At 74.1% G+C, this 15,459-nt stretch carries 13 protein-coding genes, 1 tRNA gene and 1 pseudogene; 13 read left to right on the plus strand and 2 right to left on the minus strand.

Annotated features, from left to right (window positions below; all coding sequences use genetic code 11):
* Nucleotides 1-4 precede the first annotated feature (4 nt).
* From glp to ACK2IS_RS04115, 6 genes are all read left to right on the plus strand, one after another.
* A complete protein-coding gene (gene glp, locus ACK2IS_RS04090) occupies nt 5-1,312 on the plus strand; it encodes a gephyrin-like molybdotransferase Glp (RefSeq protein ID WP_409484880.1) in 1,308 nt (435 codons plus the stop codon).
* Entirely contained in the window at nt 1,309-1,803 is a 495-nt protein-coding gene (gene moaC, locus ACK2IS_RS04095; protein WP_409484881.1) for a cyclic pyranopterin monophosphate synthase MoaC, read from the plus strand. Before glp ends, moaC begins: the two co-directional genes overlap by 4 nt.
* Nucleotides 1,800-2,288 (plus strand): molybdenum cofactor biosynthesis protein B, encoded by a 489-nt coding sequence (locus tag ACK2IS_RS04100; RefSeq protein ID WP_409484882.1) that lies wholly within the window; start codon nt 1,800-1,802, stop codon nt 2,286-2,288. Before moaC ends, ACK2IS_RS04100 begins: the two co-directional genes overlap by 4 nt.
* Nucleotides 2,288-2,953: a GNAT family N-acetyltransferase gene (locus ACK2IS_RS04105; RefSeq protein WP_409484883.1), complete on the plus strand. Its 666-nt coding sequence runs from the start codon at nt 2,288-2,290 to the stop codon at nt 2,951-2,953. Before ACK2IS_RS04100 ends, ACK2IS_RS04105 begins: the two co-directional genes overlap by 1 nt.
* A 36-nt stretch (nt 2,954-2,989) precedes the next feature.
* Nucleotides 2,990-4,048: a hypothetical protein gene (locus ACK2IS_RS04110; protein WP_409484884.1), complete on the plus strand. Its 1,059-nt coding sequence runs from the start codon at nt 2,990-2,992 to the stop codon at nt 4,046-4,048.
* A gap of 45 nt (nt 4,049-4,093) precedes the next feature.
* A tRNA-Ala gene (locus tag ACK2IS_RS04115) sits at nt 4,094-4,166 on the plus strand.
* Between the two features lie 147 nt (nt 4,167-4,313).
* Here the strand turns inward: ACK2IS_RS04115 and ACK2IS_RS04120 are convergent.
* Nucleotides 4,314-5,279, minus strand: coding sequence for a sugar-binding transcriptional regulator (locus ACK2IS_RS04120; RefSeq protein WP_409484885.1), 966 nt, complete (start codon nt 5,277-5,279; stop codon nt 4,314-4,316).
* Between the two features lie 92 nt (nt 5,280-5,371).
* Between ACK2IS_RS04120 and ACK2IS_RS04125 the strand changes: the two genes are divergently transcribed.
* From ACK2IS_RS04125 to ACK2IS_RS04145, 5 genes and pseudogenes are all read left to right on the plus strand, one after another.
* A complete protein-coding gene (locus ACK2IS_RS04125; protein ID WP_409484886.1) occupies nt 5,372-7,114 on the plus strand; it encodes a glycerol-3-phosphate dehydrogenase/oxidase in 1,743 nt (580 codons plus the stop codon).
* 159 nt (nt 7,115-7,273) lie between these two features.
* Complete coding sequence (locus ACK2IS_RS04130; protein ID WP_409484887.1) at nt 7,274-8,041, plus strand: MIP/aquaporin family protein; 768 nt, start codon at nt 7,274-7,276, stop codon at nt 8,039-8,041.
* Nucleotides 8,042-8,139: 98 nt separating this feature from the next.
* Complete coding sequence (gene glpK, locus ACK2IS_RS04135) at nt 8,140-9,675, plus strand: glycerol kinase GlpK (protein ID WP_409484888.1); 1,536 nt, start codon at nt 8,140-8,142, stop codon at nt 9,673-9,675.
* 118 nt (nt 9,676-9,793) lie between these two features.
* On the plus strand, nt 9,794-10,306 hold the full coding sequence (locus ACK2IS_RS04140) for a PH domain-containing protein (RefSeq protein WP_409484889.1): 513 nt from the start codon (nt 9,794-9,796) through the stop codon (nt 10,304-10,306).
* Between the two features lie 59 nt (nt 10,307-10,365).
* Nucleotides 10,366-11,850, plus strand: a pseudogene (locus ACK2IS_RS04145) (PH domain-containing protein); the annotation flags it as partial.
* Nucleotides 11,851-11,889: 39 nt separating this feature from the next.
* Here the strand turns inward: ACK2IS_RS04145 and ACK2IS_RS04150 are convergent.
* Complete coding sequence (locus ACK2IS_RS04150; protein WP_409484890.1) at nt 11,890-13,470, minus strand: dolichyl-phosphate-mannose--protein mannosyltransferase; 1,581 nt, start codon at nt 13,468-13,470, stop codon at nt 11,890-11,892.
* A 23-nt stretch (nt 13,471-13,493) separates the two neighbouring features.
* Here ACK2IS_RS04150 and ACK2IS_RS04155 point away from each other — a divergent pair, with 23 nt between their 5' ends.
* Both ACK2IS_RS04155 and rsmI read left to right on the plus strand, forming a co-directional pair.
* Nucleotides 13,494-14,468 (plus strand): cation diffusion facilitator family transporter, encoded by a 975-nt coding sequence (locus ACK2IS_RS04155; protein ID WP_409485628.1) that lies wholly within the window; start codon nt 13,494-13,496, stop codon nt 14,466-14,468.
* Complete coding sequence (rsmI, locus tag ACK2IS_RS04160; RefSeq protein ID WP_409484891.1) at nt 14,465-15,331, plus strand: 16S rRNA (cytidine(1402)-2'-O)-methyltransferase; 867 nt, start codon at nt 14,465-14,467, stop codon at nt 15,329-15,331. Before ACK2IS_RS04155 ends, rsmI begins: the two co-directional genes overlap by 4 nt.
* The last annotated feature ends 128 nt before the right edge of the window (nt 15,332-15,459 follow it).

The following is a 15,459-nucleotide window of genomic DNA, read 5'->3' on the forward strand; positions in this document are numbered from 1 at the left end:
CGCCATGACATCCGACCTGGTCCCGCTGGAGCAGCACCGCGCCGACGTCCTCGCCGCCTGCGCACAGGTCCCGCGGCGGGTGATCACCGTCCCGGTCCTGGAGGCGCACGGTGCCGTCCTCGCCGAGGACGTCGTCAGCGCCGTCGACGTCCCGGTGTGCGCCAACTCGGCCATGGACGGCTACGCCGTGCGCCGCGCCGACGTGCTGGGCGCGTCCGCCGAGCGACCGGTCACCCTCCCGGTGGCCGACGACGTCCCGGCCGGCCGCACCGACCGGGTCACCCTTGCCCCGGGCACCGCCGTACGTCTCATGACCGGGGCCCCGGTCCCCGAGGGCGCCGACGCGGTGATCCCGGTGGAGGTCACCGACCGGGGCACCGATCAGGTCCGGCTGCACCAGGAGCCGCGTCCGCACGCCCACGTCCGGCCGGCCGGCGACGACGTGCGCCGCGGGGAGACCGTCCTCGCGGCGGGCACCCGCGTGGACGCACGGGTGCTGGCGCTGCTGGTGTCGGTGGGCCGCCCCCAGGTGGCGGTGGTCGCGCCGCCGCGGGTGACCGTCCTGACGACCGGCGACGAGCTCCTGGAGCCCGGCGCCCTGGCCGCCCACGGCCAGGTGGTCGACAGCAACGGGCCGATGCTCGTGGCGGCGCTGCGGGAGCACGGCTTCCCTGCCCTGCGGGCCCGGGCGGCCGGTGACGACGAGGCGGCCTTCGAGCGGACCCTGACCGAGCTCGTCGAGGGCTGCGACGTGCTCGTGACGACGGGCGGGGTGTCGGCGGGTGCCTACGACGTGGTCAAGGCCGTGCTGTCCCGCGGTGGCCGGGCGACCTTCCGCGGGGTCGCGATGCAGCCGGGGAAGCCGCAGGGCTTCGGGGTGCTCGACGCGGCCGACGGCCGCCGGGTGCCCGTCCTGACGCTGCCCGGCAACCCGGTCAGCGCCATGGTGTCCTACCTCGTCTTCGTCCTGCCGGTGCTGCGCCGGCTGGCAGCCCACCCCGCCGGTCCGGGCGCCGCGGACGGCGACGAGGTCCTCGCCGTGGCGGACGAGGGCTGGCGCACATCCGCGGGCCGCACCCAGCTCGCCCGGGTCACCCTCCACCAGGACGCCGGCGAGTGGCACCTGCGACTCGCCGGTGGCCAGGGGTCGCACATGCTGGGCGCGCTCGCCGCCGCCGACGCCCTCGCGGTGGTGCCCGCGACGACCGAGGAGGTGCGGCCCGGCACACGGCTCACCTGCCTGCCCCTGCGTCCGCTCGCGACGCTCCCCACCTCGTCCCGCCCCACCCCCACGCAGGAGTCCCGCCGATGAGCCACGTCCCACCCGCCCACGCGCTGACCCACGTCCGCGCCGACGGCACCGCCCACATGGTCGACGTGTCCGCCAAGCCCGTCACCGCCCGCGAGGCCTCGGCCCGGGGCCGCGTCCTGGTCTGCCCGGCCGCGGTGTCGGCCCTGCGCGACGGTGCCCTCCCCAAGGGCGACGCCCTGGCCGTCGCCCGCATCGCCGGCATCCAGGCGGTCAAGCGCACCTCCGAGCTGATCCCGCTGGCACACCCGGTCGCCGTCCACGCGGTCGCCGTCGACCTCGCCGTGGCCGACGACGGGGTCGACGTCACGGCCACCGTGCGCACCGCCGATCGCACCGGCATCGAGATGGAGGCGCTGACCGCCGTCACCGTGGCCGCGCTCGCCCTCGTCGACATGGTCAAGGCGGTCGACAAGCACGCCCGGATCACCGACGTCCGGGTGACCGCCAAGTCCGGCGGCCGGTCCGGCGACTGGGTCGAGGGCGACCGATGACCGCTCCCCGGACGCGCCGCGGCGTGGTCGTCACCGCGTCCACGCGCGCCGCGGCGGGGGTCTATCCCGACCGCACCGGCCCGGTCCTCGTGGCAGCCCTGCGGCGCTGGGGCCTGGACACCCCGCCGGCCGTGGTGGTCCCCGACGGGGAGGCCGTGGGCGGGGCCATACGCGATGCCGTCGCCGCAGGCGCCGACCTGGTGGTGACCACGGGCGGGACCGGCCTGTCACCCACGGACCGCACCCCCGAGGAGACGCTCGCCGTCGTCGACCGGCTCGTCCCCGGGATCGCCGAGGCCGTCCGGGCCGCGGGCACCGGTGCCGGGATCCCCACCGCCGCGCTGTCCCGCGGGGTCGCCGGGCTCGCGGGCCGCACCCTGGTCGTCAACCTGCCGGGCTCCACCGGCGGGGTCCGCGACGGGCTGGCGGTCCTGGAACCGCTCGTCGCGCACGCCCTCGACCAGGTGGCCGGGGGCGACCACTGATGGCGCACCCCTGGCCGGTCCGGATCGAGGACCGGCTCGACGACGGCGCCACCCTGGTGCTGCGGGGCCTGCGCCGCCGCGACCAGCGCGAGTGGCTGGAGCTGCGCCGCCGCAGCTGGGAGTGGCTCGAGCGGTGGGAGCCGACGCCCGCGCGACCCGGCCAGGTGGCGCTGCCCTACCCTGCCTACCTGCGTCACCAGCGTCGCGAGGCGCGGGCGGGACGGCTGCTGCCCTTCGTCGTGGAGGTGGAGGGCCGGCTCTGCGGCGCGGTCACGCTGTCCCAGGTCTTCGAGGGGGCGCTGTGGGGCGCGTCGGCGGGCTACTGGTGCGCCCCGACCCATGCCGGCCGGGGGATCGCACCCCTTGCGCTGGCGATGAGCTGCGACTACGCGGTCCGCGAGCGGGGGCTGCACCGCATCGAGGTCAACATCCGGCCGGAGAACCATCGCTCCCTCGCGGTGGCGGCCAAGCTGAGCTTTCGCGCGGAAGGTCTGCGTGAGCGCTACCTGCATATCGACGGAGCGTGGCGCGATCATCACTCCTTCGCGTTGACAACCGAGGATCTCGGAGGGTCAACCTTCGTTCAGAGACTCCGCTCGGGTGACCGTGGTCAGGGCCGAACGGGTGGATCTCACGACGAAGAGTCGACACGCCCTTTCGCTTGAGATGGTCCCACCTCTCCCACCCGTACCTTCAGTCCCATGCAGCCCTCCAGTCTCGTCTTCGTGGTCGTCATCGGGCTGTGGGCTGCCTACCTGACGCAGTCGTGGATGCGACGTCGGGAGCACCTGCAGACCGCGCGTTCCCTCGAGCGCTATGCCGAGGCGATCACGGTCCTCCAGGAGCGTCCGATCATCGCGACGTCCTCCACCAGGTCGTATGCCGTCAGCCCGCTGCGGCCGACCGGTTCGGCGCCCCGGCCGGAGGCCGACTCCTGCGCCACCCGGGTCGCGACACCCGCGCGCCCCGCGAGCCGTCGTGGCCGGACGGTGCGGGCCCTGTCGCTCGTGCTGACCCTCGGTGCGACCGTCGCCGTCGTGGTGCTCGCCGCGCTGCGGCTGCTGCCCCTGTGGACCCCCGCGATCGGCGTGGCGCTGCTGGTGCTCGACCTCGGCTGGCTGCGGCACGCCGCGAAGTCGACGGTCACGCCGCGCCCCGCTCCGGTCTCCGACGGCGGGCGTCACCGTGGCCGGGCCTCGGCCCCCGCTGCTCGCACCACCCGTGCCGCCCGCCGGTCCGCCGCCGCGGCCGCCGCGTGGGCGCCTGCCGCCCCGCGCACCGAGCCGTCGTCGGGGCGGGCCGCCGTCGAGCCGGCTCCGGTTCCGGCGGCCCGGCCGCAGGGGCGTCCGGCCGAGCGACCGGCGAGCTATGCGCCCCCGGCCGCCGCCACCGAGCTCATCCCCGCCGTGCAGGCGCCCGCCCCCGCGGTGCGGACCGTCGCCGCGGACCGCACCCCGATCACCCCAGCCCCCCGCCCGCGCGTCGCCGAGCTCGACCCGTGCCCCTTCGACGTCCGGTCCTACGACGAGCCCCCGCTGGTCGTCGTCGAGGCCGAGCCCGAGCCGCTCGCCCCCGGCCAGTGGCGCCCGGTCCCGGTGCCGCGGCCGACGTACGCCCTCAAGACCGCCGCGCCCCGCGCCGCCCACCCGGTCGTGGCCGCCGGGTCCGTGCCGGGGGAGGACGACGTGTTCGCCCCGGTCGAGATCGAGGACGAGTTCCTGGACGAGCCGGTCCCGCTGCGACGGGTCGTGGGCGGCTGAGGATTTCGACCGATCGCGCCGAGGTGGTAGTGTTCCTCGACGCAAGGGGCTGTGGCGCAGTTGGTAGCGCGTCTCGTTCGCAATGAGAAGGCCAGGGGTTCGAATCCCCTCAGCTCCACCCCGAGAAGGCCCGGACCATCTGGTCCGGGCCTTCTGCGTGCGTGGCGTGGCCGAGGGCGTCCCCGCTGCCGAGGCGCGTGATCGCGTGCCGGCGCGGGATGGCACCGCCGGCGCGCGGGGCCGGTCGGCATACCGCCGAGATCGCTCAGCCGGCCCGCAGGTAGCCGACGATCCCGGCCGCGGTCCGCTCGTCCACCACCAGGTCGGTGATCACGCCCGCCCGCAGGGCGCCGAGGGTGCCCTGGATCTTGTTGTCCCCGGCCACGACGCACAGCCGACGGGTCACCCGGCGCAGCTCAGCGGGGGAGGGGCCCGAGGCGCGGCGGTTGAGGGCGATGTCGGCGAAGCTGCCGTCGACCCGCAGGAAGTGGGTGGCCACGTCACCCACGACCCGCTGCTCGGCGAGCGCGGCCACCTCCTCGGCGCGCAGGTAGCCCGAGGAGTAGACCTGGCTCAGCAGCCGCCCCCGGAAGGCCCCGACGCTGAACACCGCCAGGTCGCAGGTGCGGCGCAGCTCCAAGATCCGTCGGACCGCGCTCTCCTGCCACAGCAGGTCACGGGTCTCGGCGTAGTCGAAGAACGCGGGGGCCGGGAAGTAGTAGAGGTCGGCGCCGAAGGCCGTGGCGAAGCGGTCGAGCAGCTGGGTGGTGTGGCGCACCCCCGCGGTGCGGGCGTTGGCCGCGCCGTTGAGCTGCACGACCCGGGCGTCGACCAGCTCGGTAGGGCGCAGGTGGGCGGCGACGGCGGACATGGTGGTGCCCCAGGCGACCCCGAGGGTCATCCCGTCCCGGAACCAGTCCCCGAGCAGACCGGCCGCCCGGCGGGCGACGGCCTCGATGCGCTGCGGGTCGCCGGCGGCGGCAGGGGTCGGCACCACGTGGACGGTGACCCCGAAGGCCTCGTGCAGGGCCCGCGCGGTGTGGTCGGCGGGATGCTCGGGCGCGGCCACGGTGATCCGCACCAGCCCGGTCTCGCGCGCGCGGGCGAGCAGGCGCGAGACGGTGGACCGGGACACGCCCAGGTCGGCCGCGACGGCGTCCATGGTGCGGTCCTGCAGGTAGTACAGCTGCGCGGCGCGCAGCATCTCGTCACCTTCGTTCACGCAGAGCATCTCCTTCTGCACATCCGTGCACCACGGTTGAGCATACGTGCAGGAGGGCGCATGCTGGCAGGCAACTCATCACCGTCGAGAGGGGCGCACCCATGAACGCCACCGCACTGACCGCCCGGTCCCGCGCCGAGGCCCTGGAGCAGATGACCTCGGGCGAGCCGCTGGACCTGCTCGTCGTCGGCGGCGGGGTGACCGGCGCCGGTATCGCTCTGGACGCCGCCTCCCGCGGGCTGCGCGTCGGCATCGTCGAGGCGGGGGACTGGGCCTCCGGGACCTCCCAGTGGTCGAGCAAGCTGGTCCACGGCGGGCTTCGCTACCTCTACCAGCTCAACTTCGCCCTCGTGGCCGAGGCGCTCAAGGAACGCGGGCTGCTGCTGACCACCCTGGCCCCGCACCTGGTCAAGGCGCAGCCCTTCCTGTGGCCGCTGAAGGTGCCGGTCGTCGAGCGGTCCTACAGCGCGGTGGGGGTCGGGATGTATGACGCCCTGGCGGTGCTCGGGGCCAGGGGCTCCAAGACCGTCCCGCTGCAGAAGCACTACAGCAGGAAGGGCGCCCGCACGCTGTTCCCCGACATCCGCAAGGACGCGCTCTCGGGGGCCATCCGCTTCTACGACGCCCGCGTCGACGACGCCCGTCTGGTGATCGACCTGGTGCGCACGGCGGCGGGCTACGGCGCGCTGGCCGCGACCCGCACCACGGTGACGTCCTTCGTCAAGGACGAGACCGGCCGGGTCGTGGGCGCCGAGGTCCACGACGGCGAGGCCGACCGCGACCTGACCGTCAGGGCCCACCGGGTCGTCGCGGCCGCCGGGGTCTGGACCGAGGAGGTCGAGCAGCTGTCCGGCGCCGACGAGGGGTTGAAGGTGCTGGCGTCCAAAGGGATCCACATCGTCGTGCCCAAGGACCGGATCGCCGGCGACACCGGGCTCTTCCTGCGCACCGAGAAGTCCGTGCTGTTCGTCATCCCGTGGGAGCGCTACTGGGTGATCGGCACGACCGACACCCCCTGGACCGAGGACCGCAACCACCCCGTCGCCACCGCGGCGGACGTGGACTACGTCCTGGAGCACGCCAACTCGGTGCTCGCGAGGCCGCTCGGCCGGGACGACGTCATCGGCACCTACGCCGGTCTGCGGCCCCTGCTGCAGCCCCACCGAGGTGACGGGTCGGCCTCGACCAAGGTGTCCCGCGAGCACACCGTCGCCGAGGTCGCGCCCGGGCTGTGGTCGATCGCGGGCGGCAAGCTCACGACCTACCGCGTCATGGCGCAGGACGCGGTCGACGTGGCGCTCGGCAAGGCCGAGGCGGCCCGCCGCCCCAGCGTCACCGACCGCACCCCGCTGGTGGGGGCGGCCGGCTACCAGGCCTACCGCGCCCAGGCGCCACGCATCGCCGCGACGTACGGCTGGTCCGAGCAGCAGGTCGAGCACCTGCTGTCCCGGTACGGCGCCGAGCTGCCGACCCTCCTGGCCATGGTCGACGAGGACCCGAGCCTGGGCCAGCCGCTCTCGGCCGCACCGGCCTACCTGCGTGTCGAGGCGGTCTTCGCGGTCACCCACGAGGGGGCGCTGCACCTGGAGGACGTGCTGATGCACCGCATCCGGTTGCACTACGAGACCCGCGACCGGGGGCTGTCCGCCCTGGCGGAGATCACCGCCCTGGTCGCGCCGCTGCTGGGGTGGGACGCCGACCGCGCCGCCGCCGAGCAGCAGACCTATCGCGACCGGGTCGCGGGTGAGGCCGCCGCGGAGCTGGAGCGCACCGACGCCGCGGCCTCGCGCGCCCGGGCCCGGGCCGCCGGGCAGACCCCTCGCCAGGTCCTGCCCGCCCGCTGACGCGACCGCGTGACGCCCGGCACCGCCCCAGCACGGCCGGGCGACGCGCGACCCGTCTGCCCACCAGCCGGGACCAGGTTGTCCTGGTCCCTCCCGATCCGGAGCATGACCGGATCGATCCCGTAGTCGAACAACGACGTTCACCCATCGGAGAGACCCATGTCCCATCTCGCGACCGTGGCCGCCGCGGCCGAGCGGGTGCCCCTCGGCACCGCGTGCCTGCACGAGTTCCTCGGCACCGCCATCCTCATCCTGCTCGGCTGCGGCGTCGTCGCCAACGCCCTGCTGCCGCACTCCAAGGGCAAGGGCGGCGGGAACCTCATGATCAACGTCGGCTGGGGCATCGGTGTGATGGCCGGCGTGTACGTCGCCTTCAGCTCGGGCGCCCACCTCAACCCGGCCGTGACGCTCGGTCTGTGGGCCAACGGTGCCGCCTTCGCCCCGGGGGTCCCGGCCTCGGCCGCCGCCGCCGTCGGCTACGTCCTGGCCCAGCTGGCCGGGGCTGTCGTCGGGGCGGTCCTGTGCTGGCTGGCCTACCGCGACCACTTCGACGCCGAGGGTCCCGCTGGCGACAAGCTCGCGGTGTTCGCCACCGGCCCGGCGATCCGCAGCCACGCCAACAACGTCCTCACCGAGATCATCGCGACGTTCGTGCTGGTCTTCGTGATCGTGTGCTTCGGCACGAATCCTGCCCAGCTCGGCCCGCTGCCCGTGACCTTCCTGGTCATCGGCATCGGCGCCAGCCTCGGTGGCCCCACCGGCTACGCGATCAACCCGGCCCGTGACCTCGGCCCCCGCATCGCGCACGCCCTCCTGCCCATCCGGGGCAAGGGCGCCAGCGACTGGGCCTACTCCTGGGTGCCGGTCGTCGGACCCGTCATCGGCGGTGTCCTCGCCGGCCTGCTCGGCAAGGCCTTCGTCGGCTGAGCCCTCCCGGCTCCTCCCGGGCCCTTGCGCCTGCGGACCGCCCTCCCGTCGGCCGCGGCCGACCACCCTCCCCGTCACTCCGTAGTGAAGGACACCTCATGAGCCCCAGCACCACGACCTACGTCCTCGCCATCGACCAGGGCACCACCAGCTCCCGGGCGATCCTGTTCGACCACGCCGGCGACATCGTCAGCGTCGGCCAGCTCGAGCACGAGCAGATCTTCCCCCGCGCCGGGTGGGTCGAGCACGACGCCATGGAGATCTGGCGCAACGTCCGCCGGGCCGTCGCCGACTGCCTCGGCTCCTCGCCGAGCGTCAACTCCAGGAACATCGCCGCCGTGGGCATCACCAACCAGCGCGAGACGGCCGTCGTGTGGGACCGCACCACGGGCGAGCCGATCTGCAACGCCATCGTCTGGCAGGACACCCGCACCGCCAAGATCGTCGAGGAGCTGGGGCAGGGTGACCCCGACCGCTTCAAGGAGCGCTGCGGGCTGCCGCTCGCCACCTACTTCGCCGGGCCCAAGGTGAAGTGGATCCTCGACAACGTCGAGGGCGCCCGCGAGAAGGCCGACAGGGGCGACCTGCTCTTCGGCACCACCGACTCCTGGGTGGTCTGGAACCTCACCGGGGGCGTCGAGGGCGGTGTCCACGTCACCGACGTGACCAACGCCAGCCGCACCATGCTGATGAACCTCGACACCCTGGACTGGAACCCGGACATCTGCGCCGAGATGGGCATCCCGATGTCCATGCTCCCCGAGATCCGGTCCTCCTCGGAGGTCTACGGCACCGGCCGCGAGGGCGGCTTCCTGGTCGGCGTGCCGATCGCGGGCATCCTCGGCGACCAGCAGGCCGCGACCTTCGGCCAGGCCTGCTTCGAGGTCGGCATGGCCAAGAACACCTACGGCACCGGCTGCTTCATGCTGATGAACACCGGCGAGAAGATCATCCACTCCACGAACGGCCTGCTCACCACCGTGTGCTACCAGATCGGCGACCGGAAGCCGGTCTACGCCCTCGAGGGCTCCATCGCCGTCGCCGGCTCGCTGGTGCAGTGGGTGCGCGACAACCTCGGGCTGATCACGGACGCCGCACAGATCGAGACGCTCGCCAAGGGGGTCGAGGACAACGGCGGGGCGTACTTCGTCCCGGCCTTCTCCGGCCTGTTCGCGCCGTACTGGAAGGACGACGCCCGCGGCGCCCTCGTGGGGCTGACCCGGTACGTCAACAAGGGCCACATCGCCCGCGCCGTCATCGAGTCCACGGCCTTCCAGACCCGAGAGGTCTCCGAGGCCATGGCCGCCGACGCCAGGGACAAGGGCATCGAGCTCACCGAGCTCAAGGTCGACGGCGGCATGACCGCCAACGAGACGCTCATGCAGTTCCAGGCCGACCAGCTGGGCGTGCCGGTGGTCCGGCCCAAGGTCGCGGAGACCACGGCGCTGGGCGCGGCCTACGCCGCCGGCATCGCGGTGGGCTACTGGCAGGGCGAGCAGGACGTCATCGACAACTGGGCCGAGGACAGGCGCTGGGAGCCCGCGGTCGACGAGGACGACCGCGAGCGGACCTTCCGCCTGTGGAAGAAGGCCGTCACCAAGACCTTCGACTGGGTCGACGACGACGTGCGCTGATCCTGCGTTGCAGGAGACCGGGCCGTATGCCGGCCCCGCCCCAACCCCGCGCGCCCCGCCCCGTCCTGGGGGCGGGGCGCGCCCGGCATACCCGCCACGGCTCTGGCACAGTGACCTCATGGCGGTCGAGGGGGACGACGGGCTGGGCCGGGCGCTGGCAGAGCCGGAGCACCGGGTGAGTCCGCGCGCGCGGACCCTGTGGACGCTCGAGCTGGTCGTGGGGGCGGCGGTGCTGCTCGTGCCGCTGGGGCTGTGGTGGTGGCTCGACGAGGAGCGGCGCTGGCTGTCGGTCTGGCTGCTCGCCACGGTGCCGGTGCTCACGCTGGCCGAGGTGCTGGTGGTCCCGCGCTGGCGGTATGCCGTCCACCGCTGGCAGGTGACGCCGCACGCCGTGGTCACCCGCTCCGGCTGGTGGACCCAGGAGCGGCGGGTCGCGCCGATCTCCCGGGTGCAGACCGTCGACCTGGAGCGCGGCCCGCTGGCGCGGATGCTGGGGCTGGCCACGGTCACCGTCACGACGGCGTCGAGCGAGGGCGCGGTCGAGCTGCAGGCCCTGGACCTGGCGACCGCCGAGTCGCTCGTCGTGCACCTCACGCGGGTGACGGCGACCTCTCCGGGCGACGCGACGTGAGCACCCCGCACGACACAGCCCCGGCCGGCGACCAGGGGTGGCAGCGGCTCAGCGCCCGGATGCTGCTGATCCACCCGCTGCGGTCGGCCAAGGAGGTCCTGCCCGGACTGATCCCGGCGCTGGTGCTGGGGGCCAGCCGCAGCGAGGACGGCGGCTGGGGCTGGTGGTGGCTGCTGGGCTCGACTCTCGTCGTGCTGGCCCTCGCGTCGGTCCGGTGGGCCACGACGACCTTTCGCGTGAGCGAGGGCAGGGTGCAGCAGCGGCACGGGCTCCTGCGCCGCGAGACGCTGACCGTGCCGGTGGACCGGGTGCGCACCGTCGACGTGGCGGCCTCGCCGCTGCACCGGGTGCTGCGGCTGAGGACCACCCGGATCGGCACCGGGGTCTCCGGCGGTCGGCCGCTGGTGCTGGACGGGCTCACCGTGGCTGACGCCGATCGGCTGCGGCACGCGCTGCTGGCCCCGGGGACGCGTCCCATGGGGACCGGCCCCGCCACGCTCGACCCCGCCGAGCTCGACCCGGTCCTCGTCGGACCGGCGGGGGAGGGCCCGGACACCGGCGCCGCAAGGGCCGTCCCGACCAGGCTGCTTCCTCCGGATCCCGAGGTGCTGGTGCGGTTCTCGCCGTCCTGGGTGCGCTACGCGCCGTTCACCTACACCGGCCTGGCCGTGGCCGGCGCCATCCTCGGCTTCTGCTCGCAGTACGTCGACGACGTGCTCACCGACGAGCGCATCGACCAGGCGATCGGGGAGGCGGCGCAGCAGGGGCTGGCCCTGCTGCTGGTCGGTCTCGGCCTCGGGGCCCTGGGTTTCGTCCTCCTGTGCGCGGTCGTCGGCTACGTCCTGACCAGCTGGGGTCACACGGTCACCCGCACCGCGCCGACCCGGCTCCACGTGAGTCGGGGACTGCTCACGGTCCGGGCCACCACCATCGACCTGGACCGGCTGCGCGGCGTCCGGCGCAGCGAGCCGCTGCCGCTGCGGCTGGTCCGGGGCGCGTCGCTCTCGGCCGTGACGACCGGCCTGGGTGGTCCCGACGCGGACGACGGCGCGGGGGAGGGCTCGGGGGCGGGGCTGCTTCCCGCGTCCCCGCGCCACCTGACCGCGCAGCTGGCCGCCGAGCTGCTGGGCGCGGCGGCCCTCGACGTGCCGCTGGCGTCCCACGGCCCGGCGGCCCGGCGACGGCGCCGGAGCCGTGCCGTGCAGGGCGGACTGGCGCTCCTGGCTCCCGCGGTGGCGGTCGTCGCGTGGCAGGGATGGTCCTGGTGGTGGTGCCTGCCGGCCGCGGTCCTGCTGCTCGCGGCGCCCGCGCTGGCGGAGGACCGCTACCGCCAGCTCGGGCACACGGTCCTCGAGCTGCGGGACGGGCGCAGGCTTCTCGTCATACGGCAGGGGTCCCTGCTGCGGCGCACCGTGGCCCTGGACGGACAGGGCGTCGTCGGCTGGACGATCCGCCAGTCCTGGTGGCAGCGGCGGGCCGGGATCGCCACCCTGGTCGCGGCGACGGCGGCCGGGGCGCAGGGCTACCGGGTCGTCGACCTGCCCGTGGCGCAGGCCTGGCCCCTTGCCCGCCGGGCCTGGGGCTCAGATCCAGCTGGGGAACCACATGTGCAGCTGCCACTGGGCGTAAGGGATGACCTGTGCGGTGTAGAGCGGCCAGAAGAACACGAAGCACGCCACCGTCAGGGCGAGGTAGGTCCCGGCCACGGTCAGTCCGGCGCGTCGGCGCGTGGGTGAGGCCTCGGGGCCGCCGATGACCAGGCCGAGGACGTAGGTGACGGCCAGGACGAGGTAGGGCACGAAGACGATGGCGTAGAACGAGAAGATCGTCCGCTCCTGGTACATGAACCACGGCAGGTAGCCCGCCGCCAGGGACGCGACGATCGCGCCGGCCCGCCAGTCGCGCCGCAGCAGCCAGATCCCGACCAGCAGGACCAGGGCCACCGTCCCCACCCACCAGATCGTCGGGGTGCCGACCGAGGTGATGGCCTTGGCGCAGGAGTCCACGGTGCAGCCCTCCTCGCCCTTCTTGGGGTTCTGCCAGTAGAACGACGTGGGGCGGCCCTGCAGCAGCCAGGACCAGGGGTTGGACATGTAGGGGTGGGAGGAGGTGATCCCGCGCGCCGAGGTGTACATCTCCTGGTGGTAGTGCAGCAGGGAGCGCAGCGCGTCCGGGACCCAGCCCCACCCGGCCTGGGCGGGGTGCTTCTCGGCCCAGTGCCGGCCGTAGCCGTTGGAGCTGCGCAGCCAGCCGGTCCACCCGGCGAGGTAGGTCAGGAAGGTCAGCGGCAGGATCGTCAGGGCCGCCTGGACGGCGTCGTGAGCGGCGTTGGCCAGCCAGTGCCGCTCGCCGATCGCCCGCCGCGCCTGGACGTCCCACGCCACCGTCATCAGCCCGAAGACGGCGAGGTAGAACCCGCCGGACCACTTGGTGCCGATGGCGAGCCCGAGGAACACCGCCGCGAGCAGCCGCCACGGACGCAGGCCGAGGCGGATGCGACCCCGCGCGACGTCGCCGCCGCCCTCGACGATCGCGGCCGCCCGGTCCGCGAGGCGGGTGCGGGAGGTCTCCCGGTCGGTGACCAGGGCGCAGAAGGCCGCGAAGCACCAGAACATCAGGATCAGGTCGAGCAGCGAGGTCCGCGAGTGCACGAAGTGGTGGCCCTCGACCGTGAGCAGCAGGGCGGCGATCACCCCGAGCAGGGTCGAGCGGAAGATCCGCCGGGCGACCAGGCCGATCATCAGGATCGACAGGGCCCCCATGAAGGCCACGGTGAAGCGCCAGCCGAACCCGCTGGTGGGACCGAAGATCATCTCGCCGACCGCGATGCACCACTTGCCGACCGGGGGGTGGACCACGAAGTTGCCCGCCGTGCCGAAGACGTCGGTGGTGCCGTGGGTGAACGGCACGTCGTGGCTGGTGATCGAGGACTTGGGGGTGAGCTCCACCCCGCCCTTGAGCAGCCCGACGCCGTCCTTGACGTAGTAGGTCTCGTCGAAGATCAGCTCGTGGGGCTCACCCACCCGCCACATGCGCAGCGCGCCGCCGATCACGGCGATCGCGCCGATGAGCAGCCAGGCGCGCAGGGTGTCGGTGAGCGGGCGGCCGAGCAGTCGCTGGCGCAGCCGCTGCCGGAGGTCGGTGGCTGGGGTCACGTCGCACATCGTAGGACCAACCGGATGGGATGATGGCGGGCGTGACCGCTCCCGCCCTCACCCCCGCCGCGCCCGCACGCGACCTGCGTCGTTACGCCTGGCTGTCCATCGCCGCCGCGATCGTGACCATCGCCCTCAAGGCCGGCGCCTGGCTGGTCACCGGATCGGTCGGCCTGCTGTCGGACGCCGCCGAGTCCATCGTCAACCTCGTCGCGGCGGTGGTGGCGCTGGTCGCGCTGACCGTGGCGGCCCAGCCGGCCGACGACGACCATCACTTCGGCCACTCCAAGGCGGAGTACTTCTCGGCCGCCGTCGAGGGGCTGATGATCTTCATCGCCGCCGGCGTGATCCTGGTGACCTCCGTCGAGCGCTTCCTGCACCCGCAGCCGCTGGAGAACGTCGGCATCGGCCTCGGCGTGTCCCTGGTGGCCTCGGTGGTCAACGGCGCGGTCGCGGTGGTGCTGATGCGGGCGGGCCGGGCCCACGACTCGATCACCCTGCGCGCGGACGGCAAGCACCTGATGACCGACGTGTGGACCTCGGTCGGCGTGGTCGTCGGCGTGCTCCTCGTCGCGCTCACCGGCTGGGAGCGCCTGGACCCGGTCGTCGCCTTCCTGGTCGGGATCAACATCGTCGTCGCGGGCGTGGGGCTGCTCAAGGAGTCCGTGGGGGGCCTGATGGACACCGCGCTCCCGGCGCAGCGACACCGCGAGATCGCGACCGTGCTCGGCCGGTTCGCCTGCGACGACGTCGACTTCCACGGGCTGCGCACCCGCAAGTCCGGGCACCAGGAGTTCGCCGAGCTGCACCTGCTCGTGCCCGGGCACTGGACCGTGCGCCGCGGGCACGACCTCGCCGAGGAGGTCGAGGACGCGCTGCACACCGAGCTGCCCGGCCTGCGGGTCATCACCCACCTCGAGCCGCTGGAGGACCCGCGGTCCTACGACGGCGCGCCCGTCGAGATCCCCCCGACCACGGCCGATCTCGGGCGCGAGCCGCTCGTATGACGCGCGCCTGCGGCGCGGGGATCCTGGTCCTCGCCGCCACCCCCATCGGCGACCCGCGCGACGCCGCCCCCCGCCTCGCCGAGGAGCTGCGGGACGCCGCCGTCGTCGCCGCGGAGGACACCCGGCGGCTGCACCGGCTCTGCCAGGCGCTGGACGTGCAGCCGTCCGGCGCGGTGCTCAGCTATCACGAGCACAACGAGGCGAGCCGCACCGCCGACCTGGTCGCCCGCCTCGAGGCCGGCGAGCGGGTGCTGGTCGTGACCGACGCCGGCATGCCCTCCGTCTCCGACCCGGGCTACCGCCTGGTGGCGGCCGCCGTGGCCGCCGGGGTGCGGGTCACCTGCGTGCCCGGGCCGTCAGCGGTGCTCATGGCCCTGGCCGTCTCCGGCCTGCCGGTCGACCGGTTCTGCTTCGAGGGCTTCCTGCCGCGCAAGGCGGGGGACCGCGCCCGGGCGCTGGCCGAGCTCGCGGGCGAGCGGCGGACCATGGTCTTCTTCGAGGCGCCGCACCGGCTCGCGGTGATGCTCGGGGCGCTGCGCGAGGCCTTCGGCGGGTCGCGCCGGGCCGCGGTGTGCCGCGAGCTCACCAAGACCTACGAGGAGGTCGTCCGAGGCAACCTCGACGAGCTGGTCGCCTGGGCCGAGGGCGAGGTGCGTGGCGAGATCACCGTCGTGGTCGAGGGCGGGTCGCCCGTGGTGGCGAGCCTGCCGGAGGCGGTGCGCGTGGTGGGCGAGCGCGTCGCGGCCGGGGAGCGGCTCAAGGACGTCTGTGCCGCGGTGTCCGCCGAGACCGGACTCAGCCGCAAGGCGCTGTACGACGGGGCGCTGGCGGCTCGGCATACGGACCGGTCGTCCACGTCGTGACCGACCAGGGCCGGGCTCGCGTGATCTCGGTCACGTGAGGCGGGGCTTCAACGTCCTCGCGCCGCAGATCGTTCCCGAACCGTTGGCTGCCAGGTGCGCCCCGCCACCGCCCCGCCACCTGCGGCGCG

The sequence above is a fragment of the Arsenicicoccus dermatophilus genome, assembly GCF_046267915.1.
In the GTDB taxonomy this organism is placed as follows: domain Bacteria; phylum Actinomycetota; class Actinomycetes; order Actinomycetales; family Dermatophilaceae; genus Arsenicicoccus; species Arsenicicoccus dermatophilus_A.

Bases quoted from the DNA above. Each gene is read 5' to 3' on its own strand.
- glp (WP_409484880.1), top strand. From the start codon at position 5: ATGACATCCGACCTGGTCCCGCTGGAGCAGCACCGCGCCGACGTCCTC.
- moaC (WP_409484881.1), top strand. From the start codon at position 1,309: ATGAGCCACGTCCCACCCGCCCACGCGCTGACCCACGTCCGCGCCGAC.
- ACK2IS_RS04100 (WP_409484882.1), top strand. From the start codon at position 1,800: ATGACCGCTCCCCGGACGCGCCGCGGCGTGGTCGTCACCGCGTCCACG.
- ACK2IS_RS04105 (WP_409484883.1), top strand. From the start codon at position 2,288: ATGGCGCACCCCTGGCCGGTCCGGATCGAGGACCGGCTCGACGACGGC.
- ACK2IS_RS04110 (WP_409484884.1), top strand. From the start codon at position 2,990: ATGCAGCCCTCCAGTCTCGTCTTCGTGGTCGTCATCGGGCTGTGGGCT.
- ACK2IS_RS04120 (WP_409484885.1), bottom strand. From the start codon at position 5,279: ATGCTCTGCGTGAACGAAGGTGACGAGATGCTGCGCGCCGCGCAGCTG.
- ACK2IS_RS04125 (WP_409484886.1), top strand. From the start codon at position 5,372: ATGAACGCCACCGCACTGACCGCCCGGTCCCGCGCCGAGGCCCTGGAG.
- ACK2IS_RS04130 (WP_409484887.1), top strand. From the start codon at position 7,274: ATGTCCCATCTCGCGACCGTGGCCGCCGCGGCCGAGCGGGTGCCCCTC.
- glpK (WP_409484888.1), top strand. From the start codon at position 8,140: ATGAGCCCCAGCACCACGACCTACGTCCTCGCCATCGACCAGGGCACC.
- ACK2IS_RS04140 (WP_409484889.1), top strand. From the start codon at position 9,794: ATGGCGGTCGAGGGGGACGACGGGCTGGGCCGGGCGCTGGCAGAGCCG.
- ACK2IS_RS04150 (WP_409484890.1), bottom strand. From the start codon at position 13,470: ATGTGCGACGTGACCCCAGCCACCGACCTCCGGCAGCGGCTGCGCCAG.
- ACK2IS_RS04155 (WP_409485628.1), top strand. From the start codon at position 13,494: ATGGCGGGCGTGACCGCTCCCGCCCTCACCCCCGCCGCGCCCGCACGC.
- rsmI (WP_409484891.1), top strand. From the start codon at position 14,465: ATGACGCGCGCCTGCGGCGCGGGGATCCTGGTCCTCGCCGCCACCCCC.